At 72.7% G+C, this 15,439-nt stretch carries 12 protein-coding genes; 3 read left to right on the forward strand and 9 right to left on the reverse strand.

Annotated features, from left to right (window positions below):
* Window positions 1-329: 329 nt before the first annotated feature.
* The 5 genes from ACF9IK_RS03260 to dnaK form a co-directional block, all read right to left on the reverse strand.
* Complete coding sequence (locus tag ACF9IK_RS03260) at window positions 330-1,658, reverse strand: cryptochrome/photolyase family protein (protein WP_395292717.1); 1,329 nt, start codon at window positions 1,656-1,658, stop codon at window positions 330-332.
* A 187-nt stretch (window positions 1,659-1,845) separates the two neighbouring features.
* The gene (locus ACF9IK_RS03265; protein WP_395292718.1) at window positions 1,846-2,112 is read right to left on the reverse strand and encodes a metal-sensitive transcriptional regulator; all 267 of its coding nucleotides are present in this window, start codon (window positions 2,110-2,112) and stop codon (window positions 1,846-1,848) included.
* Window positions 2,113-2,267: 155 nt separating this feature from the next.
* Entirely contained in the window at window positions 2,268-2,624 is a 357-nt protein-coding gene (locus ACF9IK_RS03270; RefSeq protein WP_395292719.1) for a PRC-barrel domain-containing protein, read from the reverse strand.
* 339 nt (window positions 2,625-2,963) lie between these two features.
* On the reverse strand, window positions 2,964-4,079 hold the full coding sequence (locus tag ACF9IK_RS03275) for an N-acetylglucosamine kinase (RefSeq protein ID WP_395292720.1): 1,116 nt from the start codon (window positions 4,077-4,079) through the stop codon (window positions 2,964-2,966).
* 116 nt (window positions 4,080-4,195) lie between these two features.
* Complete coding sequence (gene dnaK / locus ACF9IK_RS03280; protein WP_395292721.1) at window positions 4,196-6,079, reverse strand: molecular chaperone DnaK; 1,884 nt, start codon at window positions 6,077-6,079, stop codon at window positions 4,196-4,198.
* Window positions 6,080-6,530: 451 nt separating this feature from the next.
* Between dnaK and ACF9IK_RS03285 the strand changes: the two genes are divergently transcribed.
* The 3 genes from ACF9IK_RS03285 to ACF9IK_RS03295 all read left to right on the forward strand — a co-directional run bounded on the left by ACF9IK_RS03285 (window position 6,531) and on the right by ACF9IK_RS03295 (window position 9,876).
* The gene (locus tag ACF9IK_RS03285) at window positions 6,531-7,649 is read left to right on the forward strand and encodes a DegT/DnrJ/EryC1/StrS family aminotransferase (protein WP_395292722.1); all 1,119 of its coding nucleotides are present in this window, start codon (window positions 6,531-6,533) and stop codon (window positions 7,647-7,649) included.
* Window positions 7,650-7,759: 110 nt separating this feature from the next.
* The gene (locus ACF9IK_RS03290; protein ID WP_395292723.1) at window positions 7,760-8,731 is read left to right on the forward strand and encodes an NAD-dependent epimerase/dehydratase family protein; all 972 of its coding nucleotides are present in this window, start codon (window positions 7,760-7,762) and stop codon (window positions 8,729-8,731) included.
* Between the two features lie 11 nt (window positions 8,732-8,742).
* Complete coding sequence (locus ACF9IK_RS03295) at window positions 8,743-9,876, forward strand: hypothetical protein (protein ID WP_395292724.1); 1,134 nt, start codon at window positions 8,743-8,745, stop codon at window positions 9,874-9,876.
* Window positions 9,877-9,904: 28 nt separating this feature from the next.
* Here ACF9IK_RS03295 and ACF9IK_RS03300 read toward each other — a convergent pair whose 3' ends face one another.
* The 4 genes from ACF9IK_RS03300 to ACF9IK_RS03315 all read right to left on the reverse strand — a co-directional run bounded on the left by ACF9IK_RS03300 (window position 9,905) and on the right by ACF9IK_RS03315 (window position 15,406).
* Window positions 9,905-12,124: a hypothetical protein gene (locus ACF9IK_RS03300; RefSeq protein WP_395292725.1), complete on the reverse strand. Its 2,220-nt coding sequence runs from the start codon at window positions 12,122-12,124 to the stop codon at window positions 9,905-9,907.
* Window positions 12,125-12,308: 184 nt separating this feature from the next.
* The gene (locus ACF9IK_RS03305; RefSeq protein WP_395292246.1) at window positions 12,309-13,685 is read right to left on the reverse strand and encodes an IS1380 family transposase; all 1,377 of its coding nucleotides are present in this window, start codon (window positions 13,683-13,685) and stop codon (window positions 12,309-12,311) included.
* Window positions 13,686-13,872: 187 nt separating this feature from the next.
* A complete protein-coding gene (locus tag ACF9IK_RS03310) occupies window positions 13,873-14,601 on the reverse strand; it encodes a polysaccharide deacetylase family protein (RefSeq protein ID WP_395292726.1) in 729 nt (242 codons plus the stop codon).
* 10 nt (window positions 14,602-14,611) lie between these two features.
* Window positions 14,612-15,406, reverse strand: coding sequence for an SDR family NAD(P)-dependent oxidoreductase (locus tag ACF9IK_RS03315; protein ID WP_395292727.1), 795 nt, complete (start codon window positions 15,404-15,406; stop codon window positions 14,612-14,614).
* Window positions 15,407-15,439 lie beyond the last annotated feature (33 nt).

The raw sequence follows: 15,439 nt of genomic DNA on the forward strand, positions 1-15,439 counted from the left end.
CCGCCGCGCTCGGGGTTCGGCCGTGCCCGGGTGGGGCGGTGCGGAGCCGGTACCGTCGGCGGCTGATCGCTGAGGGAGGGGAGGCGCTCGCAGTTGGCTGTACAACTGTGAGCGATCCCCATTCATCCGAAGGCCGGCGACCGGGACATGAACGACGTATGACGGGACATCGGGGGGTCCGGGAACTCCGGGCCCGGCGGAGCGGCGGGTGCGGCGGTCCGCCGGCCCGGCGGAGCGGGCGCACGTCAAAACCCTCGCCGGCGCACGTGCGGAGGCCCCTAAAAACTGCCGCCGTCTGCGGGAGGGGGGCCAGAGGGGGTGCGGCGGGGTCAGTCGAGACCGCGGCCCCGCCGGAGCCGGGCGGCGACGGCCTCCGGGTCCACCAGCGGCGCCGGGTAGTCGGCCGGCGGGCGGTCCTGGCGCCAGGGACGGTGCACGGACCGGCCGGGCAGCCCGGCCAGTTCGGGTACCCAGCGGCGGACGTAGGTGCCGTCGGGATCGAGCCGGTCGGCCTGGGCGAGCGGGTTGAGGACGCGGTTCGGGCGGGTGTCGGTGCCCGTCCCGGCCACCCACTGCCAGTTCAGCTGGTTGTTGGCCAGATCGCCGTCCACCAGCAGGCGCAGGAAGTACCGGGCCCCCGGTCGCCAGTCCTGGTAGAGCGTCTTGGTCAGGAAGGAGGCGGTGACCAGCCGTGCCCGGTTGTGCATCCAGCCCTCGTGGGCGAGTTGGCGCATCCCGGCGTCCACCAGGGGGAACCCGGTCCGGCCCGCCCGCCAGGCCTCGGCCTCCGCGGTGTCACGGAGCCAGTGATCGCCCTTGGACCGGTAGTCCCGGTGCGCGGCGTCCGGGCGGGCGGACAGCACCTGGTGGTGGAAGTCGCGCCAGGCCAGCTGCCGGACGAACGCCTCCGCCCCGCTGCCGCCGCGCCGTTCGGCGGAGGCGACCAGCTCGGCCGCGGACAGGCAGCCGAAGTGCAGGTAGGGCGAGAGCCGTGACGTCCCGTCGGCGGCGAGGTCGTCGTGCAGCTCGACGTACCGGTCCAGGTCGTAGCGCTGCCAGCGCCGGCGTCCGGCACGCTCACCGCCGGGTGGCAGGCCCGGCGACTCGGGCGCGGCGGTGGGCAGCGGCTCGCTCGCGATGTCCTCGGAAGTGCGCAGTGCCCGGGGCGCACGGTGGACGGTCCGGCGCGGGGCCTGCCGCCAGGCCCGGAAGTACGGGGTGAAGACGGCGTAGTGGTCCCGGCCGGCGGGGGTGACGGCGCCGGGCACGGCCACGGTGAGCACACCGTCGTGGACGTGCAGCCGGGAGCCGAGACGGGTGCGCAGGGCCTGTTCGCGGCGGTGGGCGAAGGCGCTCACCCCGGCGGCGACGTGCACCGAGGCGGCGCCGGTCTCGTCGGCGAGCCGGGCGACCGCGGCGGCGGCCGGCCCGCGGCGCAGGACCAGCCGGCCGCCGAGCGGGCGCAGCTGGGCGTCCAGGTCGGCGAGGCAGTCCGCGAGGAAGGCGGCGCGGTTGGGCGCGGCGAAGTCGGCGGCGTCGACGTCCGGGTCGAGGACGAAGAGCGGCACGACCTCGTCGGCGGCGTCGGCGGCGGCGCGGAGCACGGGGTTGTCGTGCAGCCGCAGGTCCTGGGTGAACAGCGCGATGGAGACGGTCATCAGTGGCGGGCCCGACGAGTGGAGGGGACGTGGCAGGGCATGCGAGCCTCCCACCCCGACCACCGGCCGGGCGAGCCGGCGCGCCGGGCGCGGGCATCGGTGCACGCGGGGCCCGTGCGGCCGGTCTCGCCGACCGCCCACCGGTTCAGGCCGACCGCCCACCGGTTGAGGCCGGCTGCGCCCCGGTTCAGGCCAGGGCGAGGAAGAGCTTCTCCAGCTCGGCCTCGCTCATCGGCGCACCGTTCTCGTCGGCGGCCGCCATGCACTGCCGCATCCCGCTGGCCACGATCTTGAAGCCGGCCCGGTCCAGCGCCCGCGACACGGCCGCGAGCTGGGTCACCACGTCCTTGCAGTCGCGGCCCGCCTCGATCATCGCGATCACGCCCGCCAACTGCCCCTGGGCGCGGCGGAGCCGGTTCAGGACCGCGCCGACCGCTTCCTCGTCCACCTGCATCTCTGGCCGCCTTCCACTCGTCGGACCGGCTGCCAGTGTACCCCGTGGGGTATCGACGCCGGTCCGGCCCGCACGCACCCGGACGGAGCCGCGGCGGACGGCGCGAGCGGAGCACGGCGCGAGCGGAGCACGGGACCACCGAGAGAGCTGGGCGGTCAGCGCCTGGCCAGGCGGCGCTCCCCGCCGGCCCCGGCGGCGTAGTCGAGCGAGTAGTGCGCGAAGACCGCCGGCTCGTCCCCCGCCGGCAGGATGTCGTCCGTGCCGATCGAGGGCGCCTGTTTGACCATGCTCTTCGGATACGCCACCCGCACGTACCCCGGCCCGAGGACGGCGCGGTCCAGGGGCACGAACACCAGCCGGCGCCGGGACGGCAGGCCGACCGTGACGGTGGCGAAGAACGGCAGGTCGCTCGCCGTCTCCACGTAGACGGATTCGAGCGTGCCGATCCGGCGGTCCTTCTCGTCGATCACGGCGTGGCCGCGCCACTCCCTGATGTCCGCCGAGCCGATCATCGCGGCCTCCCATCGCCGACCGGTTCCGGAGGTGTCCGGGAACCTCCATCCTGCAACGGCCCGGGCCGGTCCGCCCGGCGGGCGGTCCGCCCTGAAGATCCGGTCACCGGCGGCGCCGCTCGGCGACCGTTACCGCATCGACCGCAGTCCCGCAGTCCCGCAGTCCCGCCCGAACGGGCTGATCCGCCCGGCCGTGCCCGCCCGGCCGGACGCCGGAGACCTCTTCACGGACGAGCCGGCCCGGCTGAGCGCCGAGTCGGGCCCGGCGGACGGCCACCGCGCGCCCCGAGCCGGGCCGGACCGGTGCGGGCAGGCCGGGGCGGACCGGGGGCCGCCGGGTCAGGGGCCGCCGGGGTGGTGGACGGCGAGGAGGGGAGGGTCGATCGGCCAGGGGAAGGGGGCGGCGGCTGCCGCGGCGGCGGCGAGGCGGAGCGCACCGAGGAGGGGCGGGCCGTCCGGCCGGCGCAGGCGCGCGGCGGGGAGGCGGTCGGCCAGCGCCGCCTCGGTGGCCGAGCGGACACGTGCGAGGTTGAACAGTCCCCCGGTCAGGGCGAGGCGGGGCTCCGTCAGACCGGCCGCGGTCGCGGCGGCCGCCGCCGTGGCCGCGATCTCCTCGCCCGCCCGCCGCAGGACCACTGCGGCGACCGGGCAGCCGTCGTCGGCCGCCCCGGCCACGTCCGGCGCGAAGGCCGCGAGCAGCGCGGCCCGGTCGGGGCGCGGCTGGAGCGCGGCCGGCAGGCCGGTCACCGGGCCGTAGCGGCGCTCGGCCCGTTCGAGCAGTGCGGGCGATCCACCGCTCCGGCCGTCGTACGCGCGCAGCGCCGCTTCGAGCCCAGCCCGCCCGATCCAGCTGCCACTGCCGCAGTCGCCCAGCAACTGGCCCCAGCCGTCGGCCCGTTGCCAGCCCGCGCCAGGACGGTGGCCGATCGCCACCAGCCCCGTGCCGGCCGTGACGGTCACGCCGGCCCGGGTGCCGAGGGCTCCGACGTGGGCGGCGACGGCGTCCCCGGCCAGGACCAGCCTTCCCGCCCCGGTGGCGCGGGCCAGCGGACGAGGAAGCCCGGCGACCAGGTCACGGCCGAGCAGCGCCATCCCGGTCGCACCGACGGCGACCGCACCGATGTGCGCTTGGTGCGGCAACTCGGCCGTCAGTGATGCGAGTTCGGGGATCAGTCGGGCCAGCAGCGCGCCGGCGTCATGGCCGGCGGCCGCGATCCGCGCGGCGACCGGCAGGTCGCGGGTCCGCGCGCCGGCGAGGTCGTCCGACCGGTCGGCCGGGGCGAGGGCGAGCCGGGCGCCGGTACCGCCGACGTCGATGCCGACCACCCACACGGCAGCGACCGGGATCGGGGGCGGGGTCCTGGCCGGCCCCGCTGCCGCGCCGCGGTCACCGGCGTGGGTGCTCGCCCTCCCCGCCATCGGATCCCCCTGCTCCACCCGGTTCACCCGTTCCACCGCCGCCTCCCTCTCCCCCGGCGTTCCCCGCCCCGCCCGGGCCACGCCCCACGGGCGGGGGCCGGCGTCAGGGCCCACCCCACCCCGGCCCGGCCCGGCCCCGGCCCGGCGTCGGCTCAGCCCGTCCCGCCCCTCGGCTTGTCCTCGTCCACGATCTCGGCGTCGACGACCTCCTCCTCCCCCGCGCCGGCCTCTCCGCCGCCGGTACCACCCTGGGCCCCGGCGGCCTGCGCACCGGACGCCTGGCCACCCGCGGACTGGGCGTAGAGCGCCGCACCGATCTTCTGCGCGACCACCACCGCCCGGTCCATCGCGGCGCGGACGGCTACGGCGTCCTCACCCTTCAGCGTCTCCCGAAGCTCCGAAAGGGCCGCCTCCACCTCGGACTTCACGTCCTCGGGCACCTTGCCGGGGTTGTCGGCGAGGACCTTCTCGGTCGAGTAGACGAGCTGCTCTGCCTGGTTCCGCGTCTCCGCCGCCTCCTTGCGCAGCCGGTCCTCCTCCGCGTGCTGCTCCGCCTCGCGCATCATCCGCGCGATGTCGTCCTTCGGCAGCGCCGAGCCGCCGGTGACGGTCATCTTCTGCTCCCGCCCCGTCCCGAGGTCCTTGGCACCGACGTGCATGATGCCGTTGGCGTCGATGTCGAAGGTGACCTCGATCTGGGGCAGGCCGCGGGGGGCCGGCGGCAGGCCGGTCAGCTCGAACATGCCGAGCCTCTTGTTGTACGCGGCGATCTCGCGCTCGCCCTGGTAGACCTGGATCTGCACGGACGGCTGGTTGTCCTCGGCCGTGGTGAAGATCTCGGAGCGCTTGGTCGGGATCGTGGTGTTGCGCTCGATCAGCCTGGTCATGATGCCGCCCTTGGTCTCGATGCCGAGGGACAGCGGGGTGACGTCGAGCAGCAGGACGTCCTTGACCTCGCCCTTCAGCACGCCGGCCTGGAGCGAGGCGCCCACGGCGACGACCTCGTCCGGGTTGACGCCCTTGTGCGGGTCCTTGCCGGTGAGCGACTTGACCAGCTCCGTGACGGCCGGCATCCGGGTCGAGCCGCCCACCAGGATCACGTGGTCGATGTCCGAGACCTGGATCCCCGCGTCCTCCACGGCCTGGTGGAACGGTCCGCGGCAGCGCTCCAGCAGGTCGGAGGTGAGCTGTTCGAACTGGGCCCGGGTGAGCTTCTCCTCCAGGTGCAGCGGCCCGTCGGCGGAGGCACTCACGTAGGGCAGGTTGATCGTCGTCTCGGTGGCCGAGGAGAGCTCGATCTTGGCCTTCTCGGCGGCCTCGCGCAGCCGCTGCGCGGCCATCCTGTCCTTGGACAGGTCGACCCCGTAGCCGTTCTTGAACTGCCGCACCAGGTGGTCGACGACCTTCTGGTCCCAGTCGTCACCGCCGAGACGGGTGTCACCGTTGGTGGAATTCACCTCGACGACCCCCTCGCCGATCTCCAGCAGCGAGACGTCGAAGGTGCCGCCGCCGAGGTCGAAGACCAGGATCGTCTGGTCGTTCCCCTTGTCCAGGCCGTAGGCCAGCGCGGCGGCCGTCGGCTCGTTGACGATGCGCAGCACCCGCAGGCCGGCGATCTCGCCCGCCTCCTTGGTCGCGGTGCGCTGGGAGTCGTTGAAGTACGCGGGGACGGTGACCACGGCATCGGTCACGTCCTCGCCCAGGTAGGACTCGGCGTCCCGCTTCAGCTTCTGCAGTACCCGGGCGGAGATCTCCTGCGCGGTGTACCTCTTGCCGTCGACGTCCCCGGTCTCGGGAAAGCGCCACTGCGCATCGCCGACGTGCCGCTTCACCGACCGGGCCGTACGGTCGACGTTGGTCACCGCCTGGCGCTTGGCCACCTCGCCGACCAGCACCTCGCCGCCCTTGGCGAACGCGACCACCGACGGCGTGGTGCGGGCACCCTCAGCGTTCGGCACGACGGCGGGCTCACCGCCCTCCAGCACGCAGACGACGGAGTTGGTGGTGCCCAGGTCGATCCCGACTGAGCGAGCCATCGTGGTCCTCCCTCCTGAGCGACCCGGCCGACGCCGGGCCGCACGCCCGCACCGGATCGTGCGGGCGCACCGCCGCCCGGCGGGGCCTTGCCGCCGCTCTTCGCGACCGCTCATGAAAGTTGAGCGGATTCGTGTCAATTCAATTGTCACTCGATGCTGCCGGTAACGCCGCCCGGCGCGGGCGCCGGCGCTCCGGGCGACCGATCGCCGCGCTCCGACGGGCCACGCTCCGACCGCACCACGACCCGCCCGGGTCGGCCGGCCCCGCGAACCGGCACTGACCTGCGGCGCGCGGCCACGGGATCACCCGGGCGGGCGGCGACGACGGGCCCGGGCCGGGCGGGGGAAGTAGCGTGATGTGCCTGGCCCGACCGGTTCCTCCCGGTCCGCCCGGATCCGATCGTTCTGTCCGAAGCTGTCTTCACCCGCTGCCGGAGGAGGCCCGATGGGCGTGCCAGCCGCTCGCATCGTGTTCGACGAGATCGACCGTTCGGCCGTCGCGGACGCGGTGACCGAGATCCTCGCCACCGGCGCGCTGACGCTCGGCCCGTGGACCGAGCGGTTCGAGCAGGCCTTCGCCGCCGAGCACGGCGCCGCGCACGCGGTCGCCGTCGCCAGCGGGACGGCCGCACTGGAGATCGCGCTGCGGACCGTCGACGTCCGGGACCGCGACGTGGTCGTCCCGGCCGTCACCTTCTACGCGACCGCCGCCGCCGTCGTGCACGCGGGCGGCCGGCCGGTCATCGCCGACGTGGACGCGCAGACCTTGGCGCTGAGCCCCGCCACCCTGGAGACGGCGCTCACCCCGGACACCGCGGCCGTCGTCCTCGTGCACATCGGCGGGCTGGTCACCCCCGCGGTGGACGCCCTGCGCGCGATCTGCGACCGCCGGGGCGTCCCGCTGGTCGAGGACGCCGCCCACGCCCACGGCAGCACCCACGGCGGGCGCGCCGCCGGCACCTTCGGCCTGGCCGGCGCCTTCTCGTTCTACCCGACCAAGGTCACCACCAGCGGCGAGGGCGGCATGATCCTCACCGACTCCGCCGAGCTGCGCGACGAGGCCCGGATCTACCGCGACCAGGGCAAGGGCTCGTTCACCACCAACCACCACGTCCGGCTCGGCGCCTCCTGGCGGATGAGCGAGCTGAACGCCGCCGTCGGCACGGTGCACCTGCGCCGGCTCAAGGAGTTCGTGGAGACAAGGCGGCAGGTCGCCCAGCGCTACGACGAGGCGCTCGCCGCGCTCGACGGCCTGCAGCCGATCACCGAGCCGGCCGGATCCCGCGGCAACTACTACAAGTACGTGGCGCTGCTGCCGCCCGGCGTCGACCGCGCCGCGTTCAAGCGGGCCGTGGCCGAGGACTTCGACGTCCGCCTCTCCGGCGAGGTGTACGACCTGCCACTGCACCTGCAGCCGGTGCTCGCCCCCTATCGGCGGGGCCCGCTTCCGGTCGCCGAGGACCTCTGCGCGCGCCAGATCTGCCTGCCGGTGCACTCCGACATGACCGAGGACGAGACCGACCAGGTGATCGAGGCGGTCACGGCCGTCCACCGGCGGCTCGCCGGGTGATGCCGGAGCCGCCCCGGCGGGCGGCCCGAGAGAGTCCGTCCCAGAGTGCCCGTCCGAGCCGTCCGCCGAAGCGGACGAACCCCCGGGCGGGCCGGAGAAGGAGAGAGATCGTGCGCATAGCCGTCACCGGGGGGTGCGGATTCATCGGCTCGCATGTCGTGGACCGGCTGCTCGCCGCCGGACACGAGGTGCTCGCGGTGGACACCACCGACCAGTACCTCAACCCCGCCGCCGAGCACGCCCGGATCGACGTCCTGGACCTGCCCGCCCTCACCTCGGTCCTGGGCGGCAGCGAGGTGGTGTTCCACCTCGCCGCGATGGCCGACGTCGAACGCGTCGCCGCCGACCCGGTGCGGGCGGTGCGGACCAACATCGACGGCACCGAGGCCGTCCTGGAGGCGGCCCGGCGCAGCGGCCTCAGCCGCACCGTCCTGGCGAGCACCGTCTGGGTCTACGGAGCCGCCCTCACCGAGAACGAACTCGACAGCGGCGAGCAGGAGTTGGACGAGCACGTGCCGATCGAGCTGGAGCACAGCGGCCACCTCTACGTCGCCACCAAGCTCGCCGCCGAGATGCTGGTGCACAGCTACCGCGAGCTCTACGGGCAGCACTTCACCATCCTGCGCTACGGCATCCCGTACGGGCCCCGGATGCGGGACGAACTGGTCGTCGCCCGGTTCGTACAGGCCGCACTCGCCGGCCGCCCGATCACCATCGCCGGCGACGGCCGGCAGAGCCGCAACTTCGTCTACGTCGAGGACCTCGCCGACGCCCATGTCCGCGCCCTCTCCCCCGCCGCCGAGGACCAGACCTTCGCGTTGGAGGGCTCGACCGCGATCTCGGTGCGGGAGATCGCCGACACCGTCGACCGGTTGCTCGGGCCGGTCAGCATCGAGCACATCGAGGCCCGCGCGGCCGACTACGCCGGGCGGCGGATCTCGGCCGCCCAGGCGAAGCGGCTGCTGGGGTGGTCGCCGCGGACCAACTTCGCGGACGGCGTGCGGCGGTACGCCGACTGGTACCGGGAGGCGACGGCCGTCACGGCCCGCCCCAGGACCGGCCGCCCGTCCGGCGCCGCCTGAGGCGCGGCGCGGTGCCGCACGCGCTGCTGGTCTCCGGTTCGCTGGGCCAGGGCCACGACGTGATGGCCAGGGCCTGCGCGGACTCGCTGGAGGCCCGCGGCTGGACCACCGCCACCGTCGACGCGATGGCCCTGCTCGGCGAGCGTGCGGGCGCCGCCGGAGAGACGGTCTTCCGCCGGCTGCTCGACCTGCCGGGGGTCTACGACGCCTTCCACTTCTCGGCGCTGCGGCCCGGCGCGCGGATCGCCCTGGCCGCCGACGCGGCGGCCCGTCGACGGCTCGTCCCGGCCCTGCGCGCGCTGGTGGACGAGCAGCGACCGGCGCTGGTGGTGTCCGTGTTCGCCACCGCCACCTCGGCGGTGAACCGGTTGCTCGGGTGGGGCCGCGGGTGCGGGGCGGGGCCCCGGCCCGGGACGGAGCCGGCCTTCCGGCACATGGTGCTCTGCACGGACGTCACACCGCACCGCCTCTGGGTCCAGCCGGGCACCGACCTCTTCCTGGTCACCTCCGAGGTCGCCGCCTGCGCAATCCGGCGCTACCGCCCGGACGCGGCGGTCGCCGTGCTGCCGGCCCCGCTGCGCGAACCGTTCTACCACCCGCCCGGGCGGGCCGAGGCCCGGGAAGAGCTCGGGGTGCCGCCCACCGCCCGGTGCGTGCTGTTGATGTCCGGTTCCTGGGGCCTGGGCCCGCTGGCCCGCACGGCCGCACAGCTTTCCGACGCCGGGCCGCACGTGCTGGCCGTGGCCGGCCGCAACCGCGAACTGGAGCGCCGCCTGCGCCGCGCCGCCCGCCGCCGGGCCAACCTGCACCCCTTCGGCTACACCGACCGGATCCCCGCCCTGATGGCCGCCGCCGACCTGGTGGTGACCAGCTCCGGCGACACCTGCAGCGAGGCCCGCGCCCTGGGACGCCGCCTGCTGCTGCTGGACGTCGTCCAGGGCCACGGCCGCGACAACCTCCAGCACGAGCTGGAACTCGGCCACGCCGACGTGGCCTCCGCCCGCCCCGCGGAGGTGGTCCGCAACGCGCTCGCCGCCCTGACCCGCCCCGCTCCTCCCCCGTCCCCCGGCGCCACCCCCACCGCCTGGCGCACCGGCTTCACGGCAGCACTGCGGCATCTCGGGTTGGAGGGGAACGATCAGTAGCTGGCCGTCCGACCGCCACGGTGCCGTGTCACGGGGTTGACGCGCCGCGATTGGCGAAGTCAAGGAAGTCGGAGCCGTTTACGTGCATGTCCAGCTGGGTCGGGCTCGGTAGAGCGGCTCGGACGAACTGCTGGCCTGGGCGGATCCGGCTCATCTCCATGATCGCCATCATCGATCGGACGCCGTGGTAATAGGAGGGGATGGTCAGGAAGGCGTCGAGGACACCCTGCTGGACGTCGAAGACGTCGTGTTCCCCCTGGTCCGGACAGCTGGGCTCGACACAGCTGACCATCGAAATCCCCTTTCGTCGGAAGAGGGCGTTGAGTACGATCGCGCGCTGCAACATGAAGTCCGATTCGTTGTCCTGTTCGTCGATGCCGGCGATGTCCATGTAGCCACGAAGCCGGCTGAGGAAGTCCAGCACCTTCGACTCCGGCGGGGACGCCTCGGCCTGGTGCTTGAACTTCGAGAACCGGTCGAACTGGCTGCCGCCGAACACGAAGATCGAAGCGCCAATCCGATGCAGGGTCTCCGCCTGCTGGAAGGTGCCGTCCTGGATCGGCGCGAGGAAGTACCGGAGCCAGCCCAGCTCCTGGTCGTCCAGCGGGGTGTCGAACTCGTCCCAGAACGCGAGCGGGATCTTGCCGCCCAGGGCGATGTCGCGCACCCGGTGGAGCGCACTAACCAACTCCCCCGGGGAGTGGAACTGTGACAGATTGAACTCGATCAGCTCGATGGGCTCATCGGCCTCCTGCGTCTTGATGATCTGCTTCACGGCATACGACTTTCCCGATCCGGGCGCTCCGAAGGTCGCGATACCCAACGGCGGGGTGGTAAGTTTCACCGAGGCCCGGTAGTTCATGATGAGATTCTTGATCGAATTCAGCCCTTCGATCTCCATACGATCAATCGTCACAAGCTCCCCGAAGCGACCTATGGGAATGTCATGGCTATACGGAGAGTCATTGAGATTGATGCGGCGGAAGTACTTTGTGCCACCTACCGCAATATGCCTGGCGAGCCGATGCGTAACGACCGCGGGATTCTCCTGTCGCTTGCTGAGTGAAATGCCAGATTCGAATCCGTGGTTCAGCTCGACAGCCTTTACGACTGCAAGGTCAGGTTCATCGGCCGGCTCGAAGACACCCTGAAGGTTGATCACGACCCTTGTCTGATTGTCAATACGTCGGAAGCCCGCATCATAGAGGCGGCCCATTGCACCCAGGCCCGCCAAGAGGGCTCTTGGAAAGTCGGGCTCGTCCGGGTTTAGAAGGAGCTCCCGAGTGACGGTCGCACAGAGCGCGCTGCCGTAGCCGAACATGGTTCCGTCGCGGTGGCTCTCCCACCAGGAACGCTCCATCCGCTCACGATCGAAGGCGAGCGTACACAGTCGAGCGTCATCGATCCGGTCCAGGTACAACACGCCTGACGGGCCGAAGGAGACGATGATGCGTCGACAGGCAGCGAGGTCCTTGATGGCCGGGCAACGCTGGATCTCGCGCACTACGTCCTCAATGCACCGCTCCCAGGACAGGTCGCGGCTGATTCCGGCGCCAGCCTCGCGCAAACAGGCCGCGCTGGTCAGCAGGACCAGCCGATCGGCCAGCCAGTCATGCGGTTTCCGGATGCGGTCGACGACGTACTTCCAGAGGTCCCCGCCAGCAATGGACTTGCTGGCCTTGAGGAGGACCCATGGCCGGTCGTCCACGGCGAGGCCCGGCTGAATCACCTGCGCCAGCTCCTGCCAGTTCCCCCTCTCACGGAAATCCAAACCCGCATCGTCCACCACGACCACATTGAACGATCCACCCGCCGGGAGGGCCGGCACGAGCCTGTACCGCTCAGGTTTCAACTCCCCGCCAGGCATCTGCCCGAAACCCAGGTACTCCTTGACACGAACCTTCGGATCATATTCTGCGAGTACTGCAAAGGAGTGCCTATAGGGATTCTTAAAAGCCTTGAGGGTCCTCTCCTTGGGGACTCTTGGGGATGACACTAATACCTCTGACATGCGGACTGGCGGGCTTGAATTCGTCTTTCCGGGCCACTGATCAACCGCCTGCTCGATCATCGCCCTCAGGAGGAACACGCCGCCAGAAAGCCACCTAACCACGACCTCCGTCCGCAGCCTGTCCTCGTATTCATTGCTTCGCTGTTGCGACTTCTCTTCAAGAAACCAATCGATGGTCATGTCACCAATGGCCGCCACGCGCCATCCATCGAAAGTCATGCGAACCATCTTCTTCAAGCACTGTCCGATAATTCCATTAGCCTCGATCTTTCGTGACGGTCCGTCGGTTCATCCGCCGGGCCGTTTCGGCTTCTCGGGCTGGTGATGGGCAGGGCGGTGGCCCGACTGTCGCGTCGGGTGGGCGCCGGGTTCCACGACTCCGGGGGTGTGGTTCTCGCTGGGACAGAGGCGTTGTCGCTGGTCAGCCCGGCTGCGGCAGAGCTTGGAGGCGGTCGAACGCGGTGGTGATCACGTCGGTCCAGGGCCAGTGGCGGGCGAGGCGGAGCCAGCGGCGGCGGCCGGTGGCGACGAGCTGGGCGGCGGCGGAGAACAGGCGAAGCCGCAGGCGCTTGGGCTCCCAGCGTCGGGTGTCGCCGGTCAGGGCGAGCATGGGCATCCAGGCGAGCAGGTCCAGGGCGATCTGAACGATCTCCAGCCAGACCTGGTTCTGGGCGGCGTCGTGCAGAGGCAGGTTGCGCAGGCCGGTGTCGCGGGCGGCGCGGATGCGGTCCTCGGCCCGGGCGCGCCGTCGGTGCCGCAGTTCCAGGACGGCGATCGGGGTGTGGGTGGTGTTGGTGGCGAAGCAGGTCAGCCGCATGCCGTCGGCGTCGGTGAAGCGCAACTGGGCGCCGGGGTGCGGGCGTTCTTTGCGGACGATCAGCCGCATGCCCTTCGGCCAGCCCTTGAGGACGTCGCCGGCGAGTTCGGCGACCCAGGCGCCGTCGCGGATCTTCCCGTCCGGCTCGACGGCCGCCGTCCAGGCAGAGGCGGGAACCAGCAGCACGGCCTGGTGGATCGCTTCCGTAATGGTCATCCCGATGGAGTAGGACAGCCATCGGCCGCGTGCGGTGAGCCAGTTGAGGAATTCGTGGGTGCCGCCGCCGGAGTCGGTGCGGATGAGGGTCCGCCGTCCGCGTCGGTGCTTCTTCGGCAACTGGGCCAGAGCCAGGCGGGTGGCGGCGATGTGGTCGGCTGCGGTGTTGCTGCCCGCGTTCCCCGGCCGCAGCAGGCCCGCGACCGGCTCGCCGGACCCTTCACAGCCGTGGTCGACGAACGCGAACAGCGGGTGGTGGCCGAAGGTCTTCTTCCAGGTCGCAGCCGCGTGCTCCTTCTCGGAGTGCGCCAGAACCAGCACTCCGTCGATGTCCACGATCACCTCGCTGCCGGTGTCCGGCGCGGCCTGACCGGCCAACTTCCATACCCGTTGCCGGACTTCGGACCGTGCCCGCCGGACGGCCGCGAGCGCGCGGGGACCGGCGGCGGCAAGGGCGTCGACCAGCCGGGACACCGTCGGATCCGAGGCCACCGGGCCGAACACGGCAGGCTCGGCCCGCAGCACGCCGATGTCGGACAGGCAGTCCCCGCCGAGTGCGACGGCCAGGGCGAGGTCGAGCAGGACCTTGCCGGGATCGTGTACCGCCCGGGGCTTGCGCCACGGCTCCAGCGCCGCCGACAACGCGGTGTCCAGGCCGATCCGGCGGGCGGTCTCCACCAGCAGAACCCCGCCGGCCTGTGAGACCGCCCCCTCACCGTCGCCCCGGACACGGACACGCGGATACAACCCACTACGCTTGTTCACCTGAGGAGTGCAGCTCTCTTGAGGATGATCAGGACCCTAGACAAGTCCCATCGTCCCAGGTCAGTGGCACTCCTCGTTCTCTTGATCAAGCCTCGGACAGCGCCGCTCGTGAAAGCGCGAGGTTAGACACCCGATGTCGGCGCATGAAAACCCTTCGTACACACGACGGGCGTGCACCCGACAGTTCCTATCCCAGCGCATGGTGAAGGAGGGGGCCGAGGGTGAGGGAGTGGGCTCGGCAGTGGGCGGCGATCAGCGGGAGGGCGGCGAGGGTGGCGCGCCAGGAGTCGGGGGCCGAGGTGCAGTCGGAGTCGTGCAGGAGGAGGGTGGCGCCGCCGGTGAGGCCGGGGCGGGCTGTGGCGTAGACGGAATCGCCGGTGGCCCGCCGCGTCCAGTCCCTCCCCCAGGCCGTCCAGAGCACGGGGCGCAGGCCGAGGCGGCGGGCGGCGAGGGCCGGACCGGCGGTGAGGACGCCGTAGGGCGGGCGGTACCAGCGCGGGCGGGCGCCGCAGAGGTCGGTGACGGCTTCGGTGGCCCGGCGCAGTTCGCGCAGGTCGCGGGCGGGCGCCGGGTACCACTGCTGCCGGTGGTGCCAGCCGTGGACGGCGGCCTCGTGGCCACGTTCGGTCAGTTCGCGGCCGAGGTCCGGTGCCCGCTCCAGCATCGCGCCGAGCAGGAAGAAGGTGGCGCGGATGCCCAGCCGGTCGAGGGCGTCGAGGATGTCCGGGGTGCTGCGCGGGTCGGGCCCGTCGTCGAAGGTGAGCGCGATGTGCCGGGGGTCGGCCCCGTAGCCGGCCAGCGGGCGGGCCACCGTCCTGCGCAGGGGCGTCAGGCGGACGGCGGCCGGGGCGAGGTGGAGGAGCTGGACGCCGGCGGCCGCGAGGGCGGCCCGGCGGGCGGCGCGGGCCCGGTCCATCGGCGGGCGCTCAGCCGAAGCGGGACGCCATGCGCCGGAACACCCCCGGCGCGGCGCCGTGGATACGGGCCGGGAAGCCCAGCCAGTGCGGGACGAAGAGGCGGTCCTGCGGGGTGGTGAGGGTCGCGAAGACGGTGTCCGCGACGCGTTCCGCCGTCACCGGGCGCGGGCGTTGCCGCTGGTAGTCCATGCCGCGGCGGGCGAAGAACGGGGTGTCCACCGCGCCCGGGAGGACCAGTCGGACGCCGACGCCGGTACCGCGCAGCTCGTACCAGAGGCTCTCGGCGAACATCGCGAGCCCCGCCTTGGTGGCCGCGTAGGCGGCCTCGTCGCGGACGCCGACCTGCCCGGCCATCGAGCCGAGCAGCACGATCCGGCCGCGGCCGCGCTCCAGCATGCCGGGCAGGAGCAGGCGGGTCAGCCGCAGCGGGGCCGCGAGGTTGACCTCCAGCATCTTGTCCAGGGTGTCGGTGGGGGTCTCGGCGTAGGCGCCGCGCCAACCGAGCCCGGCGCCGGCGATCAGGGCGTCGACCCGGCCGCCGGCTGCGAGAGCCGCTTCGGCGAGGCGCTGCGGCCCGTCGGGCTTGGCGAGGTCCTCGGGCAGCGGGCGTCCGCCGGTCCGACCGGCGACGTCGTCCAGGCGGGTGCGGTCGGTGCCGGACAGCAGCAGCCGCCAGCCGGCGGTGGCGAGGCGGGCGGCGGTGGCCGCGCCGATTCCGGAGGAGGCGCCGGTGATCAGGGCCACCGGCGGGCCCGCCGGGCGGAGCCGCGGTTGCCGGGAGGGTCGATGGGCTACGTCCGTCATGGCTCCTGCCGCTCTGCTCGCGCCGCGCCGTCC

This window comes from Kitasatospora hibisci (assembly GCF_043950205.1).
In the GTDB taxonomy this organism is placed as follows: domain Bacteria; phylum Actinomycetota; class Actinomycetes; order Streptomycetales; family Streptomycetaceae; genus Kitasatospora; species Kitasatospora hibisci.